24 protein-coding genes are annotated in these 25,822 nt (G+C 56.6%); 14 read left to right on the plus strand and 10 right to left on the minus strand.

Annotation, left to right across the window (positions count from 1 at the left end; all coding sequences use genetic code 11):
• Positions 1–206 precede the first annotated feature (206 nt).
• Positions 207–827 carry a hypothetical protein gene (locus tag KO486_RS15765; RefSeq protein WP_216038225.1) on the minus strand — a complete coding sequence of 207 codons (621 nt, stop codon included), beginning with the start codon at positions 825–827 and terminating at the stop codon, positions 207–209.
• Positions 828–896: 69 nt separating this feature from the next.
• Positions 897–2,276, minus strand: coding sequence for a 30S ribosomal protein S12 methylthiotransferase RimO (gene rimO, locus KO486_RS15770; protein ID WP_216038226.1), 1,380 nt, complete (start codon positions 2,274–2,276; stop codon positions 897–899).
• 171 nt (positions 2,277–2,447) lie between these two features.
• Between rimO and KO486_RS15775 the strand changes: the two genes are divergently transcribed.
• From KO486_RS15775 to KO486_RS15785, 3 genes are read left to right on the plus strand one after another with little or no spacing between them, the layout of a single operon-like run.
• Positions 2,448–3,149: an acylneuraminate cytidylyltransferase family protein gene (locus KO486_RS15775; RefSeq protein ID WP_216038227.1), complete on the plus strand. Its 702-nt coding sequence runs from the start codon at positions 2,448–2,450 to the stop codon at positions 3,147–3,149.
• Complete coding sequence (locus KO486_RS15780) at positions 3,136–3,924, plus strand: SDR family oxidoreductase (RefSeq protein ID WP_216038228.1); 789 nt, start codon at positions 3,136–3,138, stop codon at positions 3,922–3,924. Before KO486_RS15775 ends, KO486_RS15780 begins: the two co-directional genes overlap by 14 nt.
• Positions 3,918–4,850 carry a hypothetical protein gene (locus tag KO486_RS15785; protein WP_216038229.1) on the plus strand — a complete coding sequence of 311 codons (933 nt, stop codon included), beginning with the start codon at positions 3,918–3,920 and terminating at the stop codon, positions 4,848–4,850. The genes KO486_RS15780 and KO486_RS15785 overlap by 7 nt, the downstream gene beginning before the upstream one ends.
• Here KO486_RS15785 and KO486_RS15790 read toward each other — a convergent pair.
• Both KO486_RS15790 and neuC read right to left on the minus strand, forming a co-directional pair.
• The gene (locus KO486_RS15790; protein WP_216038230.1) at positions 4,847–6,115 is read right to left on the minus strand and encodes a glycosyltransferase N-terminal domain-containing protein; all 1,269 of its coding nucleotides are present in this window, start codon (positions 6,113–6,115) and stop codon (positions 4,847–4,849) included. The genes KO486_RS15785 and KO486_RS15790 overlap by 4 nt on opposite strands.
• Positions 6,105–7,223, minus strand: coding sequence for a UDP-N-acetylglucosamine 2-epimerase (gene neuC, locus KO486_RS15795; RefSeq protein WP_216038231.1), 1,119 nt, complete (start codon positions 7,221–7,223; stop codon positions 6,105–6,107). The genes KO486_RS15790 and neuC overlap by 11 nt, the downstream gene beginning before the upstream one ends.
• Positions 7,224–7,362: 139 nt before the next feature.
• Here neuC and KO486_RS15800 point away from each other — a divergent pair, with 139 nt between their 5' ends.
• Positions 7,363–7,770: an adenylyltransferase/cytidyltransferase family protein gene (locus KO486_RS15800; RefSeq protein WP_216038232.1), complete on the plus strand. Its 408-nt coding sequence runs from the start codon at positions 7,363–7,365 to the stop codon at positions 7,768–7,770.
• Between the two features lie 88 nt (positions 7,771–7,858).
• Positions 7,859–8,755 (plus strand): CDP-glycerol glycerophosphotransferase family protein, encoded by an 897-nt coding sequence (locus KO486_RS15805; RefSeq protein ID WP_216038233.1) that lies wholly within the window; start codon positions 7,859–7,861, stop codon positions 8,753–8,755.
• Here KO486_RS15805 and KO486_RS15810 read toward each other — a convergent pair.
• Positions 8,752–9,783, minus strand: coding sequence for an N-acetylneuraminate synthase family protein (locus tag KO486_RS15810; protein WP_216038234.1), 1,032 nt, complete (start codon positions 9,781–9,783; stop codon positions 8,752–8,754). The genes KO486_RS15805 and KO486_RS15810 overlap by 4 nt on opposite strands.
• 269 nt (positions 9,784–10,052) lie before the next feature.
• Between KO486_RS15810 and gcvA the strand changes: the two genes are divergently transcribed.
• The 3 genes from gcvA to KO486_RS15825 all read left to right on the plus strand — a co-directional run bounded on the left by gcvA (position 10,053) and on the right by KO486_RS15825 (position 15,052).
• Positions 10,053–10,964 (plus strand): transcriptional regulator GcvA, encoded by a 912-nt coding sequence (gene gcvA / locus KO486_RS15815; RefSeq protein WP_216038235.1) that lies wholly within the window; start codon positions 10,053–10,055, stop codon positions 10,962–10,964.
• Positions 10,965–11,066: 102 nt separating this feature from the next.
• The gene (locus tag KO486_RS15820) at positions 11,067–12,617 is read left to right on the plus strand and encodes a trimethylamine methyltransferase family protein (protein ID WP_216038236.1); all 1,551 of its coding nucleotides are present in this window, start codon (positions 11,067–11,069) and stop codon (positions 12,615–12,617) included.
• Between the two features lie 23 nt (positions 12,618–12,640).
• Positions 12,641–15,052, plus strand: coding sequence for an FAD-dependent oxidoreductase (locus KO486_RS15825; RefSeq protein WP_216038237.1), 2,412 nt, complete (start codon positions 12,641–12,643; stop codon positions 15,050–15,052).
• A 149-nt stretch (positions 15,053–15,201) separates the two neighbouring features.
• Here KO486_RS15825 and KO486_RS15830 read toward each other — a convergent pair whose 3' ends face one another.
• Complete coding sequence (locus KO486_RS15830; RefSeq protein ID WP_216038238.1) at positions 15,202–16,071, minus strand: lauroyl acyltransferase; 870 nt, start codon at positions 16,069–16,071, stop codon at positions 15,202–15,204.
• 132 nt (positions 16,072–16,203) lie between these two features.
• On the opposite strand from KO486_RS15830, the gene KO486_RS15835 reads away from it, so the two are divergent.
• On the plus strand, positions 16,204–17,115 hold the full coding sequence (locus tag KO486_RS15835; RefSeq protein WP_216038239.1) for a pirin family protein: 912 nt from the start codon (positions 16,204–16,206) through the stop codon (positions 17,113–17,115).
• Here KO486_RS15835 and KO486_RS15840 read toward each other — a convergent pair.
• Entirely contained in the window at positions 17,112–18,407 is a 1,296-nt protein-coding gene (locus KO486_RS15840; protein WP_216038240.1) for a glycosyltransferase N-terminal domain-containing protein, read from the minus strand. The two genes, KO486_RS15835 and KO486_RS15840, sit on opposite strands and share 4 nt — an antisense overlap.
• Positions 18,408–18,444: 37 nt before the next feature.
• Positions 18,445–19,047: a GcrA family cell cycle regulator gene (locus KO486_RS15845; RefSeq protein ID WP_216038241.1), complete on the minus strand. Its 603-nt coding sequence runs from the start codon at positions 19,045–19,047 to the stop codon at positions 18,445–18,447.
• A gap of 130 nt (positions 19,048–19,177) precedes the next feature.
• Here KO486_RS15845 and KO486_RS15850 point away from each other — a divergent pair, with 130 nt between their 5' ends.
• The gene (locus tag KO486_RS15850; RefSeq protein ID WP_252734841.1) at positions 19,178–19,984 is read left to right on the plus strand and encodes an ABC transporter permease; all 807 of its coding nucleotides are present in this window, start codon (positions 19,178–19,180) and stop codon (positions 19,982–19,984) included.
• A gap of 2 nt (positions 19,985–19,986) precedes the next feature.
• On the opposite strand, the gene KO486_RS15855 is transcribed toward KO486_RS15850, so the two are convergent.
• Positions 19,987–20,418: a hypothetical protein gene (locus KO486_RS15855; protein ID WP_216038242.1), complete on the minus strand. Its 432-nt coding sequence runs from the start codon at positions 20,416–20,418 to the stop codon at positions 19,987–19,989.
• Positions 20,415–21,329, minus strand: coding sequence for a DMT family transporter (locus tag KO486_RS15860; protein WP_216038243.1), 915 nt, complete (start codon positions 21,327–21,329; stop codon positions 20,415–20,417). Before KO486_RS15860 ends, KO486_RS15855 begins: the two co-directional genes overlap by 4 nt.
• An 80-nt stretch (positions 21,330–21,409) precedes the next feature.
• On the opposite strand from KO486_RS15860, the gene KO486_RS15865 reads away from it, so the two are divergent.
• The 4 genes from KO486_RS15865 to gndA all read left to right on the plus strand — a co-directional run bounded on the left by KO486_RS15865 (position 21,410) and on the right by gndA (position 25,803).
• Positions 21,410–21,916 carry a ClbS/DfsB family four-helix bundle protein gene (locus KO486_RS15865; RefSeq protein WP_216038244.1) on the plus strand — a complete coding sequence of 169 codons (507 nt, stop codon included), beginning with the start codon at positions 21,410–21,412 and terminating at the stop codon, positions 21,914–21,916.
• A gap of 211 nt (positions 21,917–22,127) precedes the next feature.
• Positions 22,128–23,309, plus strand: a complete 1,182-nt coding sequence (locus KO486_RS15870; protein ID WP_216038245.1) for an aspartate aminotransferase family protein — start codon at positions 22,128–22,130, stop codon at positions 23,307–23,309.
• Between the two features lie 108 nt (positions 23,310–23,417).
• On the plus strand, positions 23,418–24,323 hold the full coding sequence (argF, locus tag KO486_RS15875) for an ornithine carbamoyltransferase (RefSeq protein ID WP_216038246.1): 906 nt from the start codon (positions 23,418–23,420) through the stop codon (positions 24,321–24,323).
• Between the two features lie 70 nt (positions 24,324–24,393).
• Complete coding sequence (gndA, locus tag KO486_RS15880; RefSeq protein ID WP_216038247.1) at positions 24,394–25,803, plus strand: NADP-dependent phosphogluconate dehydrogenase; 1,410 nt, start codon at positions 24,394–24,396, stop codon at positions 25,801–25,803.
• Positions 25,804–25,822: the final 19 nt, after the last annotated feature.

Here is a 25,822-nt window from a genome sequence, read left to right on the forward strand (position 1 = left end):
CCGTCTTGCAAACGTTCCAGTGGACCGATTGAGGCCGGAACGCGCGCAAGCGCAGGGGGTGCGACGCGCTCTCCCGTCAAACCAAAGGTTTGCCTTCAGCATAGTGGGGAGGGTTTGCGGCGTCTTGGAATTGATCCAGTGGATCAATTCAGGTGAAAACGGGCGAAGCCCCGAACGGGCGCTGCCCAATCAGAGATTGGGCAGGGTTATAGATTAGCAGTTAGAGCGTCTAAGACAAAGTCCGAAAGCTCTCGTCTGCTCGTAACTACTTTATCATTTATCTTTGATGGGTAGCCTTGGTTTTTCCAACCTACGGACCCACCATCTTTCTCAAACATCATTTGACTATGGAAATTGGAATCCTTGTAATCATTGCAGCCCGCGGGTTCATGTTTCGCGAGTGGAATTCTAAAACTGCTTAGTTCTTGCTTCACTCGTAAGACATTGCATCGAGGACACTTCTTTGACTTGGGTTGACAGAATTGCGTTCCTGTCGTCCCTTCTAAGCAAGTGGATTTTTCAACTGTTGTGCGAAAGAGCTCATAAGTTGAGAATAGCCATTGCTTGGAAAGACTAATCTGCAGCCAGAGCGCTCCGCCTTTGCGAATATCTCCTTGATCACTGATAAAACCGGACTGTTCGTCTTCGATACACCGAAGAATGACATCCAAATGAGCATCAAGGCGAAAACTGCTGGGCCGTTCCCGATCTCGTCGAAGTTCAGTTAACTGAGTGTCTAGTTCCATCCATCGTTCGAAAACTTGCTGTTGTTGAACACGCGCTACGGATGTAAGGCTTTCTAGCGCATCTGTGAAGTAGTAGCTCATTTAGAAATCGAACTCCGTTCAAAGTGGTGCAGCGTTACCTTCGCTGAGTTGCCCAATAGGTTAGACGCTCTATTTCGCAACCGTCCCCCACAGATCATACTCTCCAGCCTCATCAACCTCGACACGCACGATCTCGCCGACGGTCAACCCGTCCGTTCCTTCATCAATAAACAAATTTCCGTCGATTTCCGGCGCATCCGCCTTCGTGCGGCAGGTCGCAATTCCGTCCTCATCAATGTCGTCGATGATGACGTCCATCACCTGACCGACCTTCGCAGCGAGTTTGGCTTCGGAAATTGCCTGTGCCTTTTCCATGAAGCGGTCCCAGCGGTCTTGTTTGACCTCGGCTGGCACATGGTCGGGCAAAGCGTTTGAGCGCGCGCCGTCGACGTTTTCGTATTGAAAGCAGCCGACGCGGTCGAGTTGGGCTTCGTCCATCCAGTCGAGCAGGGTTTGGAACTCGTCCTCGGTCTCACCCGGGTAGCCGACGATAAAGGTTGATCGCAGGGTGATGTCAGGGCAACCCGCCCGCCATTCGTTGATGCGGTCCAGCGTGCGTTCGGCATGCGCTGGGCGGGCCATGCGGCGCAGAGTTTCGGGGTGGGCGTGTTGGAACGGGATATCCAGATAGGGCAGGATCAGACTGTCTGCCATCAGCGGGATTAGTTCGCGCACGTTGGGGTAGGGGTAGACGTAGTGCAGGCGCACCCATGCGCCAAGGCTGCCCAGATCGCGGGCCAATGTGGTGATCGGCTGTTCGGTCAACCCGCGCCGCTGGTCTGACGGCCAATCGGTGCCATAGGCAGAGGTGTCCTGTGAGATCACCAGCAGTTCTTTTACGCCGTTTTCCACCAGCTTTTCGGCTTCGCGCAGCACGGCTTTGGCGGGGCGTGACGTCAGGCGGCCGCGCATGTCGGGGATGATGCAGAACTTGCATTTGTGGTTACAGCCCTCGGAAATCTTCAGGTAGCTGTAGTGGCGCGGCGTAAGCGACACACCGCTGGCAGGCAGCAGGTCGATAAACGGATCAGGGCTGGGCGGCACATTGGCGTGCACGGCATCCAGCACCTGTTCGTATTGGTGCGGCCCCGTCACGGCGAGGATTTTCGGGTGATGTTCGCGGATATAGTCAGGCTCGGCCCCCAAACAGCCAGTGACAATAACCTTGCCGTTTTCTTGCAACGCCTCACCGATTGCATCAAGGCTTTCGGCCTTGGCTGAATCGAGGAACCCACACGTGTTCACGATCACTGCTTCCGCACCCGTGTAATCGGGGCTGATCGCATAGCCCTCGGCGCGCAGGCGGGTCAGAATGCGTTCGCTGTCCACCAAGGCCTTTGGACACCCAAGCGAGACCATGCCGATGGTCGGCTGGCCGCTGCGTTTGGGTTCTTGGATTTTGACCTTAGGGGCCAAGTCGGGGCGGAGATTAGGTGGGTTCTGAGACATGAGGGGCGTGTAACGGGATTCTGCGGCGGCGGGAAGTGGGGCCGCGCGCTGAACCACAATGAGGTTTAACGTGGAATTGGCTTTCGGGATTGGCTAGACGCAGGCTATAATCGCTTAAGCGGTGAAAATAATTAACAACACGGACGCGCTGGCGTTAAGAGGTGGGCATAAGTGATCATTGGGCATATCGGGGCACGTAAGGGCAGCAAGGGCGTGCCGAACAAGAATTTTCGCGACATGTGCGGCAAGCCGTTGATTGACTGGTCGCTGGATCAGCTTCTTGAGAGCAGCCGGATTGATGCGGTGGTCGTGAGCACTGACAGCCAAGATATTTACGATCATGCGGTCGCCAAGGGTGCGCTTGCGATTGGGCTGCGGCCTGCGCATTTGGCCACGGATGACGCGCCCAAGTGGGGTGTGTGGCAGCATGCGTTAGAGGCCGCCGAGGCTTTGGCGGGTAAGGCCACAGCTTTTGTTGATTTGGATTGCACATCGCCGCTGCGTTTGATGGAAGATATCGACGGCGCGGTTGATTTGTTTCAAGCGGAAACTCCGGACATGGTGATGTCGTGCTGTCATGCCAACAAGAATCCGTATTTCAACATGGTCGAGCTGAACGATGAGGGTTCTTTGCGGGTATCCAAGCCGCTGCCTGGTGGGGTCTGGGCACGCCAGAACGCGCCTGTCGTCTATGAACACGCGGCGTCCACTTATGTGCTGGCGCCGGAGTATCTGCGCAAAGCGTCGACCATCTATGAGGGTCATGTGATCCCGTTTGTGATGCCTGCTGATCGCTGCATGGATGTGGATGACCCGTTGGATTGGAAGATTGTAGAATTTTTGATGAAGGATCGCTTGAATGAAACAGCTTGAAGGACGGACCGTTTTTATCACTGGATCGGGCGGCGTGTTGGGCAGCACCTATGTGCGGCGCATGTTGGATCAAGGCGCTAAGGTGGTCGCGACCGATTTACCGGGACATCGTTTTGACGGGTTGAAAGACGCGCATGGTGATAATCCTGACTTTGCGATCTATCCGCTGAACGTGTCCGAGGAAGACGAGATCGTTGAGATTTTCAAGACCGTGCACGCGGATGGTTGGGAACCCGATGTGGTGCTCAACAACGCCGCCATCACAGGTGAGATGTTGATGGGCGCGGGCGGAACGTTTCCCGATTTCGCAGACACGACCCTTGAAGACTGGGAAAAGACCATGAAGACCAACCTGACGGGCGCCTTTTTGGTGGCACGTCAAATGGATCGTGACATCGTTGGGAAACGCAAGGCGACGTTGATTAATGTGGCGTCTATGTATGCTTTGAACGGGGCGCACCATCCGATTTATGATGGCATGCCGTTCAAGAATTTCAGCGCCTATGGTGTGACCAAAGCGGGTATTCACGGGCTGACAGTTTGGCTTGCGGGGTATTGGGCAAAGCGGGATGCGACGGTGAATACCATTGCACCGGGGGCTGTGTTTAACGGCCATTCTGATGAGTTTCAGAAGCGTGTGGGAGAGCTGATCATGGCGGGCCGCATGTGTGAGCCAGATGAAATTGCGGATGCGATGTTGTTCCTTGCGTCTAAGCAATCAGGTTACATGACGGGCCAGATGATCAACGTCGACGGGGGCTTTAGCGCGTGGTGATCCTTGTCATCGGGGCGGGGTCTATCGGGCGCCGCCATGTGGCGAATTTACAAGCGCTGGGCGAGGACGCAGAGCTGATCGCGTGGCGCGAGTACGACCGCGCAACCTTGGAAAAGCGCAACGACGTTAAAGGTTTGGTCATCGCGACGGCGACGCAGGTGCGGTTAGAACTGGTGCAATTGTGTGCAGCAAAGAACTGGCCGTTCTACGTTGAAAAACCGCTACATTGGACTACCGAAGGGGTCGCTGAAATTTACGACGCCGCTGGGGATTTGGCGCGACGATCTATGTTGGGGTTCATGGCACGCTATCATCCGGTGGTGCAGGCGTTGGCCGAGCAAGACCTTTCGGATGTCTACGGGTTTTCGTTTGAGATTGGTCATGATGTGCGCCAGTGGCGGCAAAACTGGTCCTTCCCCGAAAGTTACGCCGCCAAGGCGGATGGCGGAGGAGTCTTGCTGGACCTGTGTCATGAACTTGACCTTGCTAAGGCGTTGTTCCCTGATCTTGCAGTGCAATCGGTGGCAAGCGTTGGGCATGCGGATTTTGCGGGCGTCGATTTTGCCAGCCGTATCGCGTTGACGGACAGGGCTGGGCGCATGGGGACCGTGGCGATGGATTATTTGTCCCCCGTCAGTTTGCGCCGCTCTGATCTGGCGGGAACACGCGCCGCACGTAGCCTTGATATGTTGGCGGCGGTCATCACGACGGACAGTGGTGATGGGCCGAAGGCGCAGACCTTTGCATATGATCGAAACGACATGTTCCAAGCGATTACGCGCGATTGGCTGGCGCTGATCGAGGACGAAAACGCGGCATTGTCCCCGCTTGCACCGCGCCTCAGCGATATACGTGGATCGAGCGATCTGATTGCACAGGCTTGGGGTGAACGGGTGTTCACGGGCTCCGCTGAGATGACGTTTTAGACGGTTAGCAAGCCCAACAAGGTCGTGGTGATGTGAGACAGCCCTTGGGTCGCCTCTTTGCGGACCTGACTGGCACGGTCTGCTTGATCGGCCAGATCACTACGTTGCAGAGCTATGGCAAGGTCAGACGCGGACTTAATATACGTGCTGCCCTCAGCGAGGATTAGACGTTCATAGTCCGCCGCAAAGTTAGCGACTTTTGTGCCATGCAAGACCGCGCAGTCCAGCGCAACGGCCTCCCAAGGGTTGTGGCCTTGGGTGGCATCGAAAGACCCGCCGATCAACGCGGCAAAACTCGCGCGGAACCAGATGCCCAATTCACCAAAGCTATCGGCGATGAATACGTCTGTGCCAAGGTCGGGCATGTGTTGTGAGCTGCGCGAGACATGCGTCAGCCCGAGGGCGTCACATTCCGTTGCAATCGCGTCCGTATCCGCCAAGTTGCGCGGGGCGATAATCAACAAGGGAGGCTTGGCGTTTTCTTTACGCAAAGCTTTCTGTGCTGCCAAAGCCACCGTCACGTCTGCTGGGTGGGCGGATGCAGCCACCCAAGTTGGTCGATCGGGCAGGGCGGCCCGCACCGCTGGATCGTCAGCCAAAGCAGCAGCTGCCACCTTGAGGGAGCCTGTCACCTCAACAAGTGTGTCATCGCCCATGAGTGCCGTTATATGCGCGGCCGTTCCAGCGTCCTGTGCGTGGCGGGCATCGAGCAGGCGGAACAGGTCGCCGTAGGCTCCGCCAAACCGCGTCTTCGCTTTGGCGCTGGCCCTGGTGATGCGGGCGGCGACATAGGCTTGGGGAATACCGCGGCGTGCACAGGTGACAGCCATGCGGGGCCAGATTTCCTGATCCGACCATATAGCGAGATCGGGTTTCCAATGATCCAAGAAGGCGTTCACGGGGGTCGGCAGGTCGAGCGGTAAATACTGATGACATGTGTTCGCGGGCAGGTTTTTGGCAAAGACTTCGCCAGAAGACCGCGCTGACGACGTGACAAGGAAATGCAGATCAGGCCAGGCTGCGGTCAGTTTGTCGATCAACCCACGTAGGGCCATGACCTCACCAACGCCGACACCGTGCATCCAGACCAGCGGCCCGTCTGGGCGCGGCAACGTCGCCTCTCCGAGCTTTTCGCCCCAGCGTTTTGGATCTTCTTTGCCTTTTGCCAACCGCCGTTTCAACAGCGGGCGCGCCAAGGGCGCGAGGCCCCAACCCATCGCGAGAACCAGCCGAAGCATCGGCCCGATGCGCGGCTTAGTGGTCATGGAACCGTTTCTGCAAATTGCCCTGCCAGAGCGCGTCATCACTGACGATATCGGCAAAGCGCTTTGCTGCGTCGCCCTGCCCAAATGCATTATGACGTTCGTAGCGTTTGCCCCATTCTTCAGTCAGGAACGCCGAAATTGCAGCCCCATCAGAGGCCGCAACAGAGCGCAAGGACGGTGCTTGTGCGCGGTTGGTTTGGCGCGTGCCGACGTCAAGCGACGGTGTGCCAAGGAACGGAGCCTCGCGAACACCCGCGCTGGAATTGCCGATCATGCAGGCTGCGTTTTTCATCAGTTCGGAAAAGTGCGCGAACCGCATGGACGGCAGGATACGGAATTGGTCTTTGGGCAACCGGTCGAGAACCGTGAAGATGTCAGCCGAGCCGGGATCATTGTTGGGTGCGATCACGACGAACGGCTTGCCTGATGTTTCAAGTTCTGCAAACAAATCCTGTGCTTGCTGACCCATTGTGTCGGCCTCGGATGTCACTGGGTGGAACACGACGATCCCATAATCACCTTGTGGTAGATCATAATGCGCGCGGACGTCAGCAATGGTCACGCCAGATGGGCCGGAATGGAAATCCAGCTCAGGTGAGCCGATCACAAAGATTTCGTCGGCGGGCTCGCCCATGGCCATGACCCGTTTTTTGGCGTCAACGGAGCTGACAAAATGGTGGCTGGCGAGTTTGGAGTTACAGTGGCGGAAAATCTCATCGATGGTGCCGCTGACTTCGCCGCCCTCAATGTGGGCGCTGCGAATGTAGTTCGTTGCGGCCACGAGGGCACAAGCCAATGCTTCGATGCGGTCGCCATGAACCACCACAAGGTCGGGCTTCATTTCGGCGACAAATTCCGAGAACCCCATGACCGTTTTGGCCAATATGCGATCCTGTGGATCGCCTTCTTCTTGATTGACGAATTCATGCACGCCGACGCCCTCGGTTCGCGCGACCTCAACCTTGGTGAGGCCATAGCGTTCCATCATATGCATGCCGGTGACCCAGAAATGCACGTTGTGTCCTGCGTCACGGGCGGCAATTGCCAGCGGTTCCATTTTGCCGAAATCTGCACGGGTGCCGGTTACGAAAAGGAGGGTTCTGGTCATCAAAGTGCCTGCATTTTTCATGAGTCTAACTGCAACCCGTCTACGCCACAATGAATACCTTGGCGGTTTATAGCGTTGCAATTTATGCGCGTATTGCTTAGCACGCCGCAAGCAAAGCGTAACTAGGATGGTACAAAAAATGACCGGCAGTAACAGGATTGTAGTCACGTTTGGGACATTCGACGTCTTTCACATCGGGCACCTCAACATCCTGAAACGCGCGCGACTTCACGGCGATACTTTGATTGTCGGGGTTTCATCAGATCGTTTGAACATCGAGAAAAAAGACCGCGCGCCCGTTTACCCAGAGACAGAACGGATGGAAATTGTCCGACAGATCAAGGCCGTCAGTGATGTATTCCTTGAGGACTCGCTGGAACTTAAAGGCGAGTATCTGCGGCAGTTCAATGCGGATGCTTTGGTGATGGGGGATGATTGGGAAGGCAAATTCGATCATTTCAAAGAAATTTGCGATGTGATCTATCTTCCGCGGACCGAAGGCATCTCAACCACGCAAACGATTACCAAAATCAAGAAGTATGACTAGTACGCCAAACGTTGCTTTCTATGTCCGCAACCGATTTCAGGTTAGCCACCTACGGCCCCTATTTCGAGTGACATCAGGGGCGACTTGGTTGCTGAAAAAAGCCAAAGATGCTGACGCCTTCGGGGTTGATGGCAGTGAACGCATTTCATCTGCGCCCGTGTTTATGCGGCGTAAGATGGAACAGTACGACATCATCGTATCACATGCGAAACCACCCGGTAAAACGCCCCTGCGACACGCTAAGTTTGTGATGGTTCAGTACGGCTACGCGAAAGAACCTTACAACTTTGGCGACTGGCGAAAACAAGCACAGGCAATCTTGGCTTACGGCGATTATGCGGTTGATAGGTTCAAGGCCCACGCTCCTTCATTCGCGATCGGGAACCCTCGTCTAGACGACTGGAATAGCGACGGCTTTGTTGATGCGGCTCGTGTTGAGGTCGGGCCGTTGCCGACGGACAAACCCGTGTTGCTTTATGCACCTACATGGGGTGATCTCAGCAGCCTTCCGCAGTGGTCTGAACAGGTTGCGGAGCTGTCTCAGTCGTTCACGGTTCTACTTAAGGCGCACCACAATTCGGTCCGTGACGGCCAGCTTCAGCGTCTCAGTGTCTCACATGGTGTGATTGACGTAAGTCATATTGATTTGATGCGTGTCTTAGCGGTTTCGGACGTCGTGATGTCGGACTATTCTGGCGCAATATTTGACGGAATAATGTGCGATAGACCGGTGGTTTTGTTGGACGTCACCGGGATCGACGCCAAATTCGGAAACAAGCTTGATGGATCCAGCCTTGAGATGGCAAGGCGTGATGAGTTGGGAACACGCGTGTGCACTCCAGACGAGTTAAGGCCCGCAATCGCAAAGGCGCTGCGCGATGGATCAAGCATTACTCCCGAGCTAAAGGCCTCTTTGTTTTCCTCTAACTCGGGTAGTGTTGGCCAGGCATATCTGGACGCGCTTGAGAAGATCGCCGCGCTTTAGCTGGAAAAATCATCCCACGTCAGTTGCTGGTTTTTCGTGACCGCAACCTTCAACGTCTTGCCGACAACCTTATCGAAATCATAGCCTGCAATTGCACCTGACCCCGGGCGGCGGGCCCAAATGTCGGCTTCGGTGATGGTGTGGCCTGCTGGCAGGTCGGCGTCCGCAACAACGGAGGCACGCGCGAACCGGTAGACGTCTTCTTCGGCAGCGGTGCGTTGTTTGGGGTTGTGCAATGCTGTGTGAATTTCGGCAGAGCGGTCGATCAGGTGGCGCAATTCGGAGGGGTCCATGGAGCAAATGATATCCGGCCCTTTGCGGTAGCGCGTGTCGGTGTAATGACGTTCCAGAATGCACGCGCCAAGCGCCACAGAGGCCAGCGCCATTTCCGGCCCGATGCTGTGGTCTGAAAAGCCGACAACGGCGTTCGGGAAGGCGTCTTTCAGGTCGGTTACGCCTTGCAACGATACGATTTCAGGCGGCGACGGATAGAGGTTGGTGCATTCCAACAACGCATACTCCACGCCCGCGTCTTCAAGGATTTGCACTGACGCGCGAACCGTTTCGATCGTCTGCATGCCCGTGGACATGATCACCGGTTTGCCCTTGGCTGCGATGTGGCGGATCAGAGGCAGGTTGTCTGCCTCACCGGACCCGATTTTGTAGGCGGGCACGTCCAACGTTTCGAGGAAGTCACAGGCCGCACGGCTGAATGGTGTCGAGATGAAAATCATCCCCAGCTCTTCGACATAGGTCTTCAGTTGCGCTTCGTCTTCTAGGCTCAGGGCGCATTGTGCCATCACATCCCAAATTGACACATCCGCGTTTGGCGGGAAGATTTGCTTGGCCTCGTCGGTCATTTCATCTTCGACGATATGCGTCTGATGTTTAACCATTTCACAACCGGAAAGCGCGGCCAGCCGTGCCATTTCTTTGGCGACATTCAAATCCCCGCCATGGTTGATGCCAATTTCGGCAATCACAAGCGGCGGATGTTCAGGGCCGATTTCACGGTTGGCGATTTTCATAGGAAGCCTCCAGTTAGTTGCCGTCCTTTTGCCACGCACCGAATGGAAACGCTAGATGTCGGTTCTGCGGACATCGCCTAACTTCTCCGTATGTGCTCGCGTGGCGGAACGAGGATGACGTGCGCGGACTGGGCTCACAGGGATCGCGGGGCGCAGAAGCAAACACTTCGGGCTGTAGCTGATTGTCAAAACCGGACCGAAAATTCTATGGTCATGCATCTATCAGTCGCCGATCTGATTCCGCTACCTCTGCCGAGAAGGACCTATAATTGAGAAAGTACGCGTTGCCAGCGCTGTCGCAGCTGCACACCTTTGAAGCCGTGTCTCGGCGGATGAGTTTCACGGCGGCAGCCGATGAACTGTGCCTGACCCAAAGCGCGGTCAGTCGGCAGGTCAAGTCATTGGAACGTGATCTGGGGAGGCCGCTTTTCGTGCGCAAACACCGCGCAATCGAACATACCCCTGATGGGCTGCGCCTGTTCGAAGCTGTCACGCGGGGATTGGACGAGATTGCACATTGCGTGAGGGATCTGCGCGCCACGACCCAGATGCCCCAGATCACCGTGGCCGCATCGGTTGCGTTTTCATACTATTGGTTGATGCCGCGGCTCGAACACTTTGCAGAACGCCACCCTGAAATAGACTTGCGCGTTTTGGCATCGGATCAAAAAGTTGATCTAAGCAAACAGGATGCAGATGTTGCCGTGCTTTATGGACGAGGCGGCTGGGACGGCGTCGATGCCCGCCGCTTGTTTGGCGAAAAGGTCTATCCTGTGTGTAGTCCCGCGTATTTGCAGGCGCATCAAGAGCTACAACGCCCAAGTGATTTGCTTGATCAGACACTGCTACATCTTGAGGGGGGCGGCACGATTTGGGGCGCCGTCGATTGGCAGGCGTGGCTTGTGCAGCAAGGTGTCACGGGACAACCCGTCCGGCGTGGCATCCGCCTGAACAGCTATCCGATGGTGTTGCAAGGGGCCGAAGCGGGGCGCGGTGTTGCCCTCGGTTGGAGCTATATTACAGATGAAATGTTGGCCAGCGGGCAACTGGTTTGCCCTTTTGACAGCCCGATTGAAACGCAAAACAGCTATTACATCGGAGCATTGAGCGAGAAGGCACTCACCCCAAGCGTTTCCGAGTTCATCCAATGGATTATAGAAGAATGTGAGGCTTTGGGTTGATCTTCGCATGACTTGAGGGAATGCAAGGCATTCGAAAAGATCGTTTGATGTAGGGGGCGTTTGCGGAATTACTGATATGTAGAAAACGCCGCGAGGTCCTTTATGTCAGCTCCGTCCCGCACGCCAAACCGCCGTGGCCGCAACAAGCAGATCGCCACGCCAATCCTGCCGCCGATTGGCCCGGGCATGACGGGTGGCCATTACCAGCCACTAACCCCCGTGGAAATCGAACGCATTCACGAGCTGGTGCTGCAATTGCTGGCAGATCTCGGGTTGTCGCAAGTCACGCCCAGCCTGCAAGCCCGTGCGGTTGACGCGGGATGCGAGGTTGACGGCGATGGCCGCCTGCGGTTCCCACGCGCCTTGGTTGAAGACGTAATCGCGAAAACGCGGCGTAAATTCACCCTGCACGGCATCGACCCTGCTCATGACATCGAAATTGGTGGGCAGCGCGTTCACACCGGCACTGGTGGGGCGGCCCCCACTATTCTGGACTTCCACAGCGGCAAATACCGCGAGAGTACGGTCGCTGATCTTTTCGATATCGCCCGCTTGGTGGACAAAATGGACAATATCCATTGGTATCACCGCTCGGTTGTGGCGCGGGATACGAAGACGATCCTCGATCTGGATATCAACACCACCTATGCCTGCCTGTCCGGCACAACGAAATCCATCGCCGTCAGCTATACTGACAGCGCCAGCGTCAAGGCGGTTATGCCGATGCTGGATGCGGTCGCGGGCGGCGAAGGAAAGTTCCGCGAGCGCCCGTTTTGTACCGCCGTTTGCTGCCATGTCGTCCCGCCAATGCGGTTTGCCACTGAAAGCTGTGAAGCCCTAGAAGCGGCGGTGGAAGCCGGAATGCCGATCCTGCTGGTGGCCGCGGGCCAAGCTGGGGCCACTGCCCCAGCGGCGTTGGCTGGAGCTGTGGCGCAGGCCTGTGCCGAGGTGCTGGCGGGGCTTATCCTGTGTAACATCATAGACCCCAACTGCCGGGGCATCTTTGCCACCTGGCCTTTTGTCAGCGATCTGCGCACTGGGGCAATGTCGGGGGGATCAGGCGAACAGGCACTGCTTTCGGCAGCCTGCGCCCAGATGGCCGCGTTTTATGATCTGCCCAATTCCGTGCCCGCCGGCATGACAGACAGCAAACTGCCCGATATGCAGGCGGGGGGCGAAAAGGGATATACCGTGTCACTTGCGGCCCATGCGGGCGCGTCGATGATCCATGAAAGCGCGGGCATGCATGGCAGCCTGATGGGCACCAGCTTTGAAAGCTATGTGCTGGACAATGATCTGTTGGGGGCCATCCTGCGCACGGTCAAAGGGGTCGATGTAAGCGAAGACTCGGTGAATTTCGATGTGATCCGCGATGTAGTGATGGGAGAAGGCCATTATCTGGGCCACCCGCAAACATTTGCCCGCATGAAGACCGATTACCTTTATCCAAACATCGCCGACCGCCGCAGCGTCAGCGAATGGGAAGATGCAGGTGGGCGCGATGCCCGTGACGTGGCCCGTGATCAAGTGAGTCAAATCCTGACAGAGCACTACCCGAGCCATATTCCCGAAGCGGTCGACTTGCAGCTGCGCGATAATTTCAACATCATTTTGCCCAGAGCCCGGATGTTTGCCGGAAACGGCGACTGGTAAACGTAGAGAAAAGGAAACCCATTATGCAATCTCATGCAAAAGTCGTGATCGTCGGTGGCGGTATGATGGGGGTGGGCCTTGCCTATCACTTGGCCGAAGAGGGCTGGAAAGACGTCGTGTTGATCGAAAAGGGCGAGCTGACCAGTGGTTCGACGTGGCACGCGGCAGGCCAATGCCCGAGTTTCATCAGCAACTACAACATGGCCAAGATTCACCACTACTCCAACATGCTGTATCCGAAACTAGAAGAAATCACTGGCCAGCCCGCAGGATGGCACGGCTGTGGCGGAATACGGTTGGCAACGACGCAGGAAGAGGTCGATTGGTTCAACCATGTCGCTGGTTTCTCGGCCAATGTCGGCTTTCACATGGAAGTCATCGGGCCCGATCGTATCAAAGAGCTGAACCCTTGGATTGAAACGGACGGCATTCTGGCAGGCGCCTACACCAATATGGACGGCCACGTGGACCCCTCAAGCGCCTGTAATGCCATGGCCGCTGGCGCGCGCCAGTTCGGGGCCACAATCATTCGCAAAACCCGCGTGACGGATATCAATGTGCTGGCCTCTGGCGAGTTCGAAGTCGTGACCGATGCGGGTACCATCACCTGCGAACATGTGGTCAACGCTGCTGGCTGCTATGCGCGTGAGGTCGGCAAATGGGTGGGTGTCGAAACCCCCATCACCAATATGGAACACCAATATCTTGTGACCGAACCTTTGGAAGAATTCAAAGGTCTGGATGCAGAATTGCCCGTGATGCGTGATCCGGCCACGGCGGGGTATTACCGCCAAGAACAAAACGCAGGGCTTGTCGGCATTTATGAGCATTACGGCAGCCGCGAGGCGTGGGCCGGACGCGGTGGTTTCCCCGAATGGGACAGCGAGAATGAGCTGTTTGATGGAGATATTGATCGCATCGCTCCGTGGCTGGAAAAGGCACTGGAACGCATGCCGATCTTTGCGAACGCGGGCATCAAGCGCATCATCAACGGCGCGATACCTCATACGCCCGACGGCAATCCGCTGGTTGGCCCCGCGCCCGGGTTGCGCAATTTTTGGCAATGTTGCGGGGCCGCCATTGGCATCGCGCAGGGCGCGGGCACAGGTAAATACCTGGCGCAATGGATGATCCACGGGGATGCCGAAATAAACATGCACAGCGTCGATCCGCGTCGTTTCGGGGCCTATGCGGACCCAGACTATACCCGCGCCAAAAGCTTTGATGATTATGAAAACATGTTCGAAACGCCGTTGCCAGGGCGTGAAATCCACGCTGGTCGCCCCAACCGCGTGACGCCGCTCTATGAGCCGCTGAAAGCCAAAGGCGCGATCTATACCGAAGTGTATGGCTGGGAGCGGCCCAAATATTTCGCCCCCGACGAATTCGAAGAAAAGCTCCAATACCGCCGCAACAACGTGTTCGAAATCGTGGCCGAAGAGTGCCGCGCCGTGCGCGAGCGCGTTGGCATCATGGACCTGTCGAGCTTTGCCAAGTTTGACGTGTCTGGCCCAGGGGCCGAGGCGCTGCTGGACCGCCTGACCGCCAACAAGCTGCCCAAGAAGACAGGCGGCATCAACCTGACACATGTTTTGTCAGACGGTGGGCGGATCGAGGGCGAGTGGACCATCACCCGTTTGGGCGATGATCGGTTCTACGTTTTGTCCGGTGCAGGCACTGAACGGATGGCGCAGGATCAGTTGTGCATGGCGGCTGGTGATGGTGTGGCGATTGCCAATGTCACCGACGATTACGGCATGTTGGTCGTTGCAGGCCCGAAAGCCCGGGACGTACTGGCCCCGCTGACCGATGCCGATCTGACCAACGCAGGGTTTCGCTGGCTTTCGGGTCAAGAAATCACCATCGCGGGTGTCCCCGTGCGCGCTTTGCGGGTGAACTACGTGGGTGAACTTGGCTGGGAATTGCACGCGCCGATGGGCGACCTCGCGCCCCTCTACGATGCGATCTGGGCGTCTGGGCAAAACCACGGCATCGCTGATTTTGGTGTTCAGGCCGTGAACAGCTTGCGGATGGAAAAGGCCTATCGTGGCTACGCTGCCGAACTAACCAACGAAATTACCTTGATCGAAGCCGATTGCGAGCGTTTCTATGCCCCTGATAAAGGTGACTTTAACGGCCGCGCCGCAACCGAAAACGTGCGTCAGCAAGGCATCGTCACCAAGCTGGTTTACGGCGAAGTCGCCGCAACCGACTGTGACATCTACGGCGGCGAAGCTGTCATGCAAGGGGACAAGGTCGTCGGCGTCTGCACTTCAGGTGGGTACGGCCATGCGACGGGCAAAAGCCTCGCCTTTGCCTATGTGGACCCGGGCGCCAGTGACGGGCTGGAGGTGGTCATCTTGGGGGAACGCCGCGCGCTGACGTTACTGGATGCTCCGGCTTGGGATTCCGGCAACGCACGGCAAAAGGCATAGCAGAGGGGAGCACTTTGGTTGGGGGACGTGGGCGTTCATCCGGGCTGACGATTTCATCATCCAAAATCGATGTTTCTGCGACCCTTTATCGAGAGATCGAAGTACTGCCAAACCTGTCAGAAAACTGGCTGCTTCCAATCGCGCAGAGCCTAACCCCAGCGGCGATGTATCCAAAACCATTGTTCAGGGTTGGCCTTGATGCGAGCTTCAAGGCGGGCTGTAATTTCGGCCATCATTTGGGCAGGATCCGTCAGAGCAATAGGCGCTTGGACGGTAACCTCAAAGGACAGCCCGTCGGGTTGTCTGATGCCGAAATAGGGGATGACCAGCGCATTTATTTTTAGCGCAATGTCAGCGACCGATGTGGCTGTGTGGGCCGGTTGGCCCATGAATGGAATTTGCGGATGGCGCGTTGCGCGGACGTCAAACAGAAGTGTGCCCATGCCGCCCTGTTTGAGCATTTTTACAAAGCCGATCGTGCCCTTACGCCCCTGCGGGAACACCGCGCCAGACATCTCAAGCATGTTTTTTTCGTAGTGGGCGTTGAAATAGGGGTTGGCGATTGGGCGATACAGACCGCCGATCGTGTATCCGCGTTGCACCAAAGCCTGACGGGGCGCTTCGTGGTTTCCGAAATGCCCTGTGACGAACAAAACGGGGCGGCCTTCTTCTTTGGCCTGCGCCAAGGCCGCAAGCCCTTCACCGCTGACTTTGGCGGTTTCAATCTGCTTGGCAAAACCCGCGCCGGAATAGTTTTCGATCATCGTGCGGCCGAAGTTGTTGCACACGGCTTTGGCCATGGTGCGGCGTTCGGCTTCTGGCATGTCAGGCCAGATGAACGCCAGCTGGTCTTCGGCCCGTTTGCGATAGCCCGCTAGCGGTGCCACGACTTTTTCGATGACGGCACCGAACCAGCGCACGCGGGTGGCGTAGGGCAGGGCAAGGGCGGACCTGATGATGCCACGCAAGGCGCGATCAACGATCCAATCAGTTTTTGTGGCGGTTTCAAACGTGCGCATAGGGGCGGTTTAGGCGGGCAAGAGCGCCCCTGCAAGTGCTGTGCGTTTCTGCACATAAAGGGTGATGTGGCGAAGATTGCCTGCATGCCTGCATCGCCCTAGGATGAAGGCACCTATTCACAGGAGCCCGCTATGTCGATCCGACCTGTTCTAGAAACCCGCAGCGCGCAAGCCACTATGGAAGGCGCGGGCGTGCACTTGCATCGCGCATTCGGGTTCCAAGACCCGACCGAACTTGATCCGTTTTTGTTATTCGACGACTTTCGCAACGATGATCCTGCGCATTTCGAAAAGGGGTTTCCATGGCATCCGCATCGCGGCATCGAAACCATTACTTATGTGCTGAACGGGACCGTTGAACATGGCGATAGCCTTGGCAATCGTGGCACGCTTGGTGCTGGGGATGTGCAATGGATGACCGCCGGATCAGGCATCATGCACCAAGAGATGCCCGCCGGAAACGCACAAGGACAGATGCACGGGTTCCAACTGTGGGGGAATTTGCCCGCCGCTCAAAAGATGACGGACCCGCGCTATCAAGACGTCGAAGCCAAGGAGATTCCCGAAATCACGGATGACGACGGTACAGTTGTGCGCGTCATCACGGGCGAATTCTGGGGCAAACGTGGCCCGGTGGATGGGATCGCCGCCGATCCGCAGTACCTTGATGTATCGATGCCTGCTGGCGTGAAAAAGACCTTCAAGATCGACACCTATCGCCGTGCCTTTGCCTATGTGTTTGACGGTCAGGCCGCCTTTGCCGATGCCAGCGCCCCGACAGGTGTGTTGCTTGAAAAGGAGGTCATGGGCGAAGAGGTCAACATTCGCGACATGTCAGGCGATCGCACCTTGATCCGCTTTGGCACAGGTGACGAGGTCACGGTGCAGGCAGGTGAGCTGGGCGTGCGGTTCTTGCTGATCTCAGGTGCCCCGATTGAGGAACCTGTCGCGTGGCACGGCCCCATCGTGATGAACACGAAAGAAGAACTGCAAACCGCGATCCGCGATCTTCGCAATGGTACGTTTATCAAACCGGCCCACTAAGGGCGTTCGATCTCCGCCTTAATCGCAGCACAGGTGCGCGCACTTGCGCCGGAATGTGCCGCAATGAACGCATCAATGTCTGTCACGGTCGTCCACGTCGGGCCGGACAGGAGTTCGACCATCTGAGCGCCAGTTTCAACCGATTTCGCGACGCCAGCAGCCTCGGCCTCAACGAAGGGGTATTCGATTGTATAGGTGGTCGGGCCTGTGACCACGGGCTTTGCCAAGGCCAAGGGTTCAATAATGTTATGTGCGCCGTGGCTGTTAAAGCCGCCACCGACGATCACACGATCCGCGAGGGCGAGGTAGAAATACATCTCGCCCAAACTGTCCCCAAGAAGCACCTGCACGCCGTCGATCCAGTCGTGACCCGGGATCGCCATGTCGAGTGTTTCGCTAAACATCTCAGAGCGACGCGCAGGGGGCAGGTCTGCCGAGATGAGCATCTTTGCCACATCATCAAACCGTTCCGGTGCGCGAGGTACATAGATGAACAGGGTGCGCGGATCATGGGCCAGCACGTCTTTGATCGCTTGGATGTAAATATCGTCCTCGCCCTCGACCGCGCTGGCGATGGTCACAACAGGACGGCCTTTTAACAGGGGCTTCGTTGCTGCGGCAGCCGCCAGAAGGGCGGGGGCGATAGGTTGGTCAAAGCGTAGCTCACCAGTGATATGGATGTTTGGCACGCCAATACTGGCAAACCGATCCGCCTGTAATTGCGATTTCACGAAGGCGCCTGCAAACCCTGTCATGATCTTTTGGCGCAATCGCAGCCCGCCTGAATCGCGGGTCAGCGATTTGCTGGGGTATTGCGCGTTGCACATATAAAACGGCACGCCATATTTCTTGGCGGCAAACACCATGGCGGGCCAGATTTCGATCTCCATGCTTAGCCCGATCTTGGGGCGGCACGCGCGAAAGAACCGGCTGAACGTCCAGAACATATCCAAAGGCACCCAAACGCTTGCGACGCGGCCGTCTGCGATTTCAGTGCCGAAGGCGCGATGTGCTTCTTTGCGTCCTGCGGGGGTGAAATGGGTGAAGACAATCGTCTCGCCTGCGGCCAACAGATCGCGCGCCATTGGCACGGCGGATCGTGTTTCTCCAAGGCTAACGGCGTGGATCCAGATCGGGTTTTGGGGCAGGGGGGCGTAGCTGCCAAAGCGTTCGTGAAGATGCGCTTTGTAGACAGGGTCGCGGCGGCCACGGTGCCAAAGGTAAACCAGCACCAATGGCGTCAGCAGAACCCAGGCCAAACGATAAAGGGCTAGAAACGCGTTTAAGATCATGCGTTTCCAGCCCTTTTTCTAAGTCGTTAAAGCCGGATTACCGGCGGCGATCGCGGCGCGATGACATTGGCTGGAACGCCACGCCAACGTGTGCTTCGCAATATGGTTTACCTGGTTTGACTTCCAAACCACAGAACCAGAACTGGTCTGTCGCAGGGTCGCCGACAGGCCACTTGCAGGTTTTTTCAGTCAGCTCCATCAAGCTGATTTTCTTGGCGGTTTTCTCAACTTCGTTGACCTTGGCCAAAGCCTCTGGGCTGATCTCATTGGCCGATGGCTGCGGTGGCAACGGTTGGCCAGCCGGAATGATCTGGCGGCGTGCGTGCGGTACCTTTGGCTGTGGTGGAGGGGATGCAGATTCAGTGCGCGGTTCTTGCACTTCCTCTTCGACCTTTTTGGCCACGGCCTTTTTGGGCGGCGCCTTGGGCTTTGCGGGTGCCTTAGGCTTCGCGTTTGCCTTTGGTGCAGCAGCTTTGCTACCGCCACCAGAGCCCGCACGATTGCTGAGCCCCAAGCGGTGCACTTTGCCGATAACGGCGTTGCGGGTGACGCCGCCAAGCTCTTTGGCGATCTGGCTGGCGGATTGACCTTCGCCCCACATCTTCTTCAACACTTCGACGCGTTCGTCGGTCCAAGACATATTTGTTCCACTTATCTGGCTAAGGGTCAGACCCCATTTGAGGTATGGGGTTGAGAATTCATTCAATCCCCTATTCTAAGCACCCACGCGGCGGATACAACCACTGCACCGATAAAAAGGAATCACTGCGATGCACGGCAACAAGACAGATATGGGCGTTCGCCGTTTTGGCGCGGTGAATTGGCTGGGAACGTATACGCTGATCCGCCGCGAAATCCTGCGGTTTATGAATGTCTGGAGCCAGACCATCATGGGGCCGTTGGTGAACGCTGGCCTGTTTTTGTTGATCTTCACGATTGCGATTGGCCCGAACCGTGGTGATGTGATGGGGGTGCCGTTCATGCAGTTCCTTGCGCCGGGTATTCTGACGATGACCGTGATCCAGAACGCTTTTGCCAATACATCAAGTTCTTTGGCGTCTGCCAAGGTCGGTGGCAATATTGTCGATACGCTGATGCCGCCACTTTCTGCGCTTGAGTTATTGATCGGGTATATTGGCGGGGCTGTTGCGCGTGGGATGATTGTTGCGGTGGTTATTGCCATCGGGGCCGTCTGGTTGATCGGTATGCCCATTCACCATCCCGTTTGGGCGGTGACGTTCGTGTTGCTTGGGTCTGTCTTTATGGGAGGTCTGGGGATGATCGCGGGTGTGTTCGCCAATAAGTTCGACCAACTTTCGGCGATGACGAACTTTATCATCACACCGCTCGCGTTCTTGTCGGGCACGTTTTATTCGATCGAAGCCCTGCCGCCCGTCTTGCAAACCCTGTCCCACTGGAACCCGTTCTTTTACATCATCGACGGCGTGCGCTTTGGCACACTCGGCGTCAGTGACAGCAGCCCTTGGTTGGGCTTGGGTGTCGTTTCCCTCTGTGCGGCAGGTGTGCTTGGCTTGGTCTGGTACTGGCTGCGCATCGGCTATCGCCTTAAGGCGTAATGTCAGGAAAAGAGGGCGCTTCTGACGTCTATACCGAGGGACCTAAACTCTTTTCGCAGAGTATGAGCGGCGGGCAAATTGGGTCCGCGTGCCTTAACCGTTTCGCCGTTTTTAAGGTGCGCCTTTAAAGTAATCCCGCCGCCCCCTATGCCGGCCACCTTGACGTATTTGATGTCCTCAAGTGCAAATTCTTTGATTTCACCTTCAACGCCAATGGTTACCACGTCATCGCTGATCGCCATCCCGTAAATGGGGTTTCGGATCAATGGCCACAGGTGCTGCGCGATAAAACCAACCAGCACGACAAGGATCAACCAATGAAAGTTGGATTGGGTGTCGAAAACAATCCAGCCCGCTAAACGTAACGTGAAGATCAGTCCGCTCACATTGCGCTTCGATCGTCCCTTAGTTTGATATTCAAACTTCTTACTCATACCCGCCCTCCAGTACTCACCGGCACTCTTCGCAATCGGCTTCGGTTCACCGCTTCGCGCCACGCCAGCAGCGCCGCGCCCGACACGATGATAGCGGCCCCCAATACGCTAATCCAGTCGGGAACGGCGCTAAATATTGCCCAGTCATAGAGGGCGGCAAATATCAGTGTCAGATAGCTGAATGGTGTCACAAAGGATGCGTCCGCCCGTGCCATCGCGTTTACAAAACAAGTTTGTGCGGCCGCCATCATCAAACCCAAGGCCGCCAGTGCGCCCCATTGTGCCAGTGTGGGCTGGGCCCAGGCCGCGACCGTTGCTATGGAAATAAGGATACAGCCGATCAGGTTGTTGATCAGCAGGATTTGCATCGGCGGTTCCCGATTGGCGAGCTTTTTGATGAGAATAAGTTCTAATCCCAGCATCACGGCAGCGCCAAGCGCGAGCAGCGCCGTGATTTGAAATGTCTCGGGACTTGGTCTTAATAAGATCACCGCGCCGACGAACGCGAGCCCAGCGGCCAACCATCGCCACGGCCCGACCTTTTCGCCCAAAAACGGGATCGCAAAGATCATCCCAAAGACGGGGTTCAAGAAGCTGATCGCCGTTGCGTCTGCCAAGGGAATGAAAGCCACCGCAGAAAACATCAACGTCACGCCGATTGCACCACAAAATGTACGCGCACCGTGCAGTTTGAAATTCGGGTTTGATATTTTTGGTCGCATGAAGGCCGAGACAACAAGCAGCCCTAGAAAGGCAAAGATGAACCGCCCTTGCGTGACCTGAAGCGGATGTAGCTTTGGTCCCAGCGTGTCCGTGCCCAAAGCCTTGGCAGCCAAAGTCGTGCCAGCAATGAACAAAGTCGCGGTGACCATCAGAAAAACGGCGGTTAGGGGGGCTTCTCTGTGGGACATACCTCGCAATGCCACGGCTCTTGTCTTGGATCAAGGCGCGAGACTTGTGGGCGTGATAACGGAAGCCGAAGGAGTTCCAAATGCCCGCAGCAACAAACAAAGCCGAGCTCATCGATGTGACCGAAAAGGACTATGCCAAGCTGTGCGTCGTCATGGGCAAGGTTACGCCCGATCAGGCGATGCGAAAACGCGAGGATGACACCTCTATTAAGGACGTCATCGGCCATCGCGCCCATTGGATTGCGTTGTTTCTGAGGTGGTATCAGGAGGGGCAAGCGGGCGTCGACGTTCATATTCCGGCCAAAGGATATAAGTGGAACCAAATCAAAGCCTACAATGCGGCACTGCGTGACGTCCAAAGCGGCATCACTTGGACACAAGCTTGCGATCAACTTGGGGCAAACCACCTCAAACTTGTTTACTTCATAAATTCCCTTCCCAGTGGCGAACTTTATGGAGCCCCAATGAAGGGCGGAAACAATGCTTGGACAACAGGTCGCTGGGCCGAGGCCGCAGGGCCGTCACACTATCGTTCCGCAGCCAAATGGATTCGCGCATGCTTACGCGCTGATGGCTTAACCAATTAGGCCGGCATCTGCTCTTGCCAAGCCTGCACCTTTTCTCCTAGAACGCTCCCATGAAAATGAATTTGACACAGATAGAAAACCGACGCCGACGCTGATCTATTGATCCGCTTCGCGACCTCTGTTGTCTAAATTCCTTCTATATTCCTCACATCGTTGACTTTTGGCCCGCGCTCACGCACCTAAGGGCCTTCATTTTTAAAAGGGTGATCCCATGATCAATTCTGTCCTTGCGACCTATAACCGCGCCCCTCTGACCTTTGTCAGTGGTGAAGGCTCTTGGCTGGTCGAGGCAGATGGCCGACGCTTCTTGGATTTTGGCGCGGGTATCGCTGTGAATTCGCTGGGCCATGCGAACCCTGAACTGGTCGCGGCTTTGACGGAACAGGCGGGTAAGCTTTGGCATACATCCAACTTGTATCACATCGAACCCCAGCAAAAGCTGGCGGATATGCTGGTTGAACATACGTTTGCGGATACGGTTTTCTTTACCAACTCTGGGACGGAAGCCTGCGAATTGGCCGTGAAAATGGCGCGGAAATTTCACTTTGACAAAGGCGCGCCAGAACGCACCGACATCATCACCTTTGACGGCTCGTTTCATGGCCGCTCGGCGGCGGGGATTGCGGCCGCTGGGTCCGAAAAGATGACCAAAGGGTTTGGACCCCTATTGCCGGGTTTCATTCACCTGCCGTTCGGCGATCACGACGCCCTGACTGAGGCTGCAAAATCGCCCACTGTTGGTGCGATTTTGGTTGAACCGATCTTGGGCGAGGGTGGCATCATCCCGTTGCCGGATGCTTGCCTCAAGGGGTTGCGCGATCTGTGCGATGAACACGGGATCCTGATGATCTTGGACGAGGTCCAGTGTGGCGTTGGTCGCACTGGTAAACTCTTCGCCCATGAATGGGCAGGAGTGACGCCAGATATCATGATGGTTGCCAAGGGTATTGGCGGCGGCTTTCCTCTTGGTGCGGTTCTTGCGACTGAGGACGCAAGCTCAGGCATGACTGCTGGCACGCATGGGTCCACCTATGGTGGTAACCCGTTGGCCTGTGCCGTTGGATGTAAAGTGGTGGAGATCGTGTCCGACCCCGCCTTCCTTGCTGAGGTAAACCGCAAGGCCGGTTTGCTGCGCCAAAAACTTGAAGGGCTGGTTGCAGGTCATCCGACAGTGTTTGAACAGGTGCGTGGCGCGGGCCTTATGCTTGGGATTAAGTGCAATGCGACTAACATGGACGTGGTTACCGCTGCTTATGGCCAAGAATTGCTTACTGTGCCTGCCGCAGACAATGCGATCCGCCTTTTGCCCCCGCTCAACCTAACAGACGCTGAAATCGACACCGCCATCGAGCGGCTCGAAAAGGCCGCCACAGAGGTTGCATCGATACTCTGACAGCGATTTTTTAACCCTATTTTGCCCCTGCCTTTGTTTCACAAATACCTCGGGGGAGTCCGCAGGACGGGGGCAGCGCCCCCTCCGCACCTATCAAAAGCGAAACTTATGACCCACTTTCTCGATATTCACAAAACAGACGCCGACGACTTGCGCGGCATCATCGACAACGCCGCCGCGATGAAATCCGCCCGGGAAGGCCTGCCCAAAGGCACGCCAGACGCTGACCAGCCGCTCGCGGGCCATATGGTTGCGCTGATCTTTGAAAAGCCGTCCACGCGGACGCGTATTTCTTTTGACGTCGGTGTGCGCCAAATGGGTGGCGAAACCATGGTTCTGTCCGGTTCTGACATGCAGTTGGGCCACGGTGAGACCATTGCCGACACGGCACGTGTCTTGTCGCGCTACGTTGACCTCATCATGATCCGCACATTCGAAGAGCAAACCCTGCTGGAAATGGCGGAATATGCGTCTGTGCCTGTGATTAATGGTCTGACAGACCGCACGCACCCCTGCCAGATCATGGCTGACATCATGACGTTCGAAGAACACAACGGACCGATCAAAGGTAAGAAAGTCGTCTGGTCTGGTGATGGCAACAACGTCTTCGCCAGCTTTGCCCACGCGGCCAAACAGTTCGATTTTGATCTCGTGTTCACGGGCCCTGAAACGCTGCAGCCGGAAGCCGCGCTGGACGGTCTCTACACAACCGTGCGTGACCCGAACGAAGCGGTGCATGGTGCCGACCTTGTGGTCACAGACACTTGGGTTTCCATGCATGATCCGCAATCAGCCCGCGAACGCCGCCACAACCAGCTGCGCGGCTATCAGGTGAATGCAGACTTGATGAGCCATGCCAAATCGGATGCACTGTTCATGCATTGCTTGCCTGCCCACCGCGACGACGAAGCTACGTCCGAAGTGATGGATGGCCCCAACTCTGTGATCTGGGACGAGGCTGAGAACCGTCTGCACGCGCAAAAGGCAGTCATGCGTTTCTGTCTTAATAAATAGTCTTCGAGGTTATATGGCGGCCTTGACCCGTTCGTTCTAGCAAGTAGTCATCCCCGGGGAAGGATCCGTCATGTCAGACACCGCAACGCTTGGCCTTTTTGGCCTTGGGACAATGGGCAGCGCGCTGTCGCTGAACATCCTTGAGAAGGGCTTTACGCTGCACGTCTCAAATCGAGAGATCGAGATGACGCAGGACTTTGAGGCCGAGGCTGCCGCCGAAAACCTAAGCGGGACCTTGATCGCGAGTGATACCCTTGTTGAGATGGTCGCGGCGATGCCTGCACCCCGCGCCATTATCATGATGATCCCAGCGGGTGCGCCCGTGGATGATACAATCACAACCCTGACGCCGCTTTTGGCGCAGGGGGATACGATCATAGATGCCGGCAATTCCGATTACCGCGAAACCCGACGCCGTACTCTGGCGGCCGAAAAGGCGGGCCTGACCTATATCGGCATGGGCGTTTCTGGCGGCGAGAACGGTGCGCGCCATGGGCCATCCATGATGGTTGGCGGAACGCCCGCCGCATGGGGTGCTATCCGGCCAGTGATTGAGGCGATTGCCGCCAAGTTTCAAGGCGAGCCTTGCGCCGATCACCTTGGGCCAGACGGGGCGGGGCATTTCGTCAAGACAGTGCACAACGGGATCGAATACGCAGATATGCAGCTCATCGCTGAGGTCTATGGTCTGATGCGGTATGGGTGCGGTCAGTCACCCAATGAGATTGGTCAGGTCTTTGATCGTTGGAATGAGGGCCGCCTGAAAAGCTATCTGGTCGAGATTTCGGGCAAAGTGCTGCAAGCGAAGGATGCTGAAACGGGTGAGCCCGCTGTGGATGTCATTCTCGATTCCGCCGGCCAAAAAGGAACAGGCCGCTGGACGGCGATTGAAGCGATCCAATTGGGCCGGTCTGCTAATGTTATCGAAGCCGCGGTCGCAGCGCGCGCTTGGTCAACACAGGTGCAAAAACGCAGTGTGGGGGCGGGGCTTTTTGAAGCTCAGAATGACGGGTTTGGAGTTGCCGAAGAAGATTTGGAAGCTGCGCTCTTGTGTGGCCGGATCATGTCTTACGCGCAGGGGTTTTCTATTCTGGATGCGGCCAGTCAGGAGTTCGAGTGGTCTGTCGATCACGCGAGGGTTGCTGAAGTTTGGCGGGCAGGATGTATCATTCGCTCTGCCTTGCTCGACGACATCGCAGCCGCGTTCCGTAGTGATCTGCCCGAAGGTGAATTGATCTTTGCGCCCGCGTTTGTGGAGATACTGAAGGACGCCGTGCCAAGCCTGCGGCGGATCGTGGCGGCTGCGCTTATGGCGGGCCACGCAGTGCCTGCGCTAACGTCTGCACTGACGTTCTTTGACACAATGCGCACCAAGCGCGGGACAACGGATTTGGTTCAGGCGCAACGTGATTTCTTTGGGCGCCACGGGTTTGAACGCCTGGATGGGCGTGTCGGCCAACATGGGCCTTGGTGGGATTGAAGTAGGTCGGATGATCTGA

The organism is Octadecabacter sp. B2R22, assembly GCF_018861045.1.
GTDB lineage: Bacteria > Pseudomonadota > Alphaproteobacteria > Rhodobacterales > Rhodobacteraceae > Octadecabacter.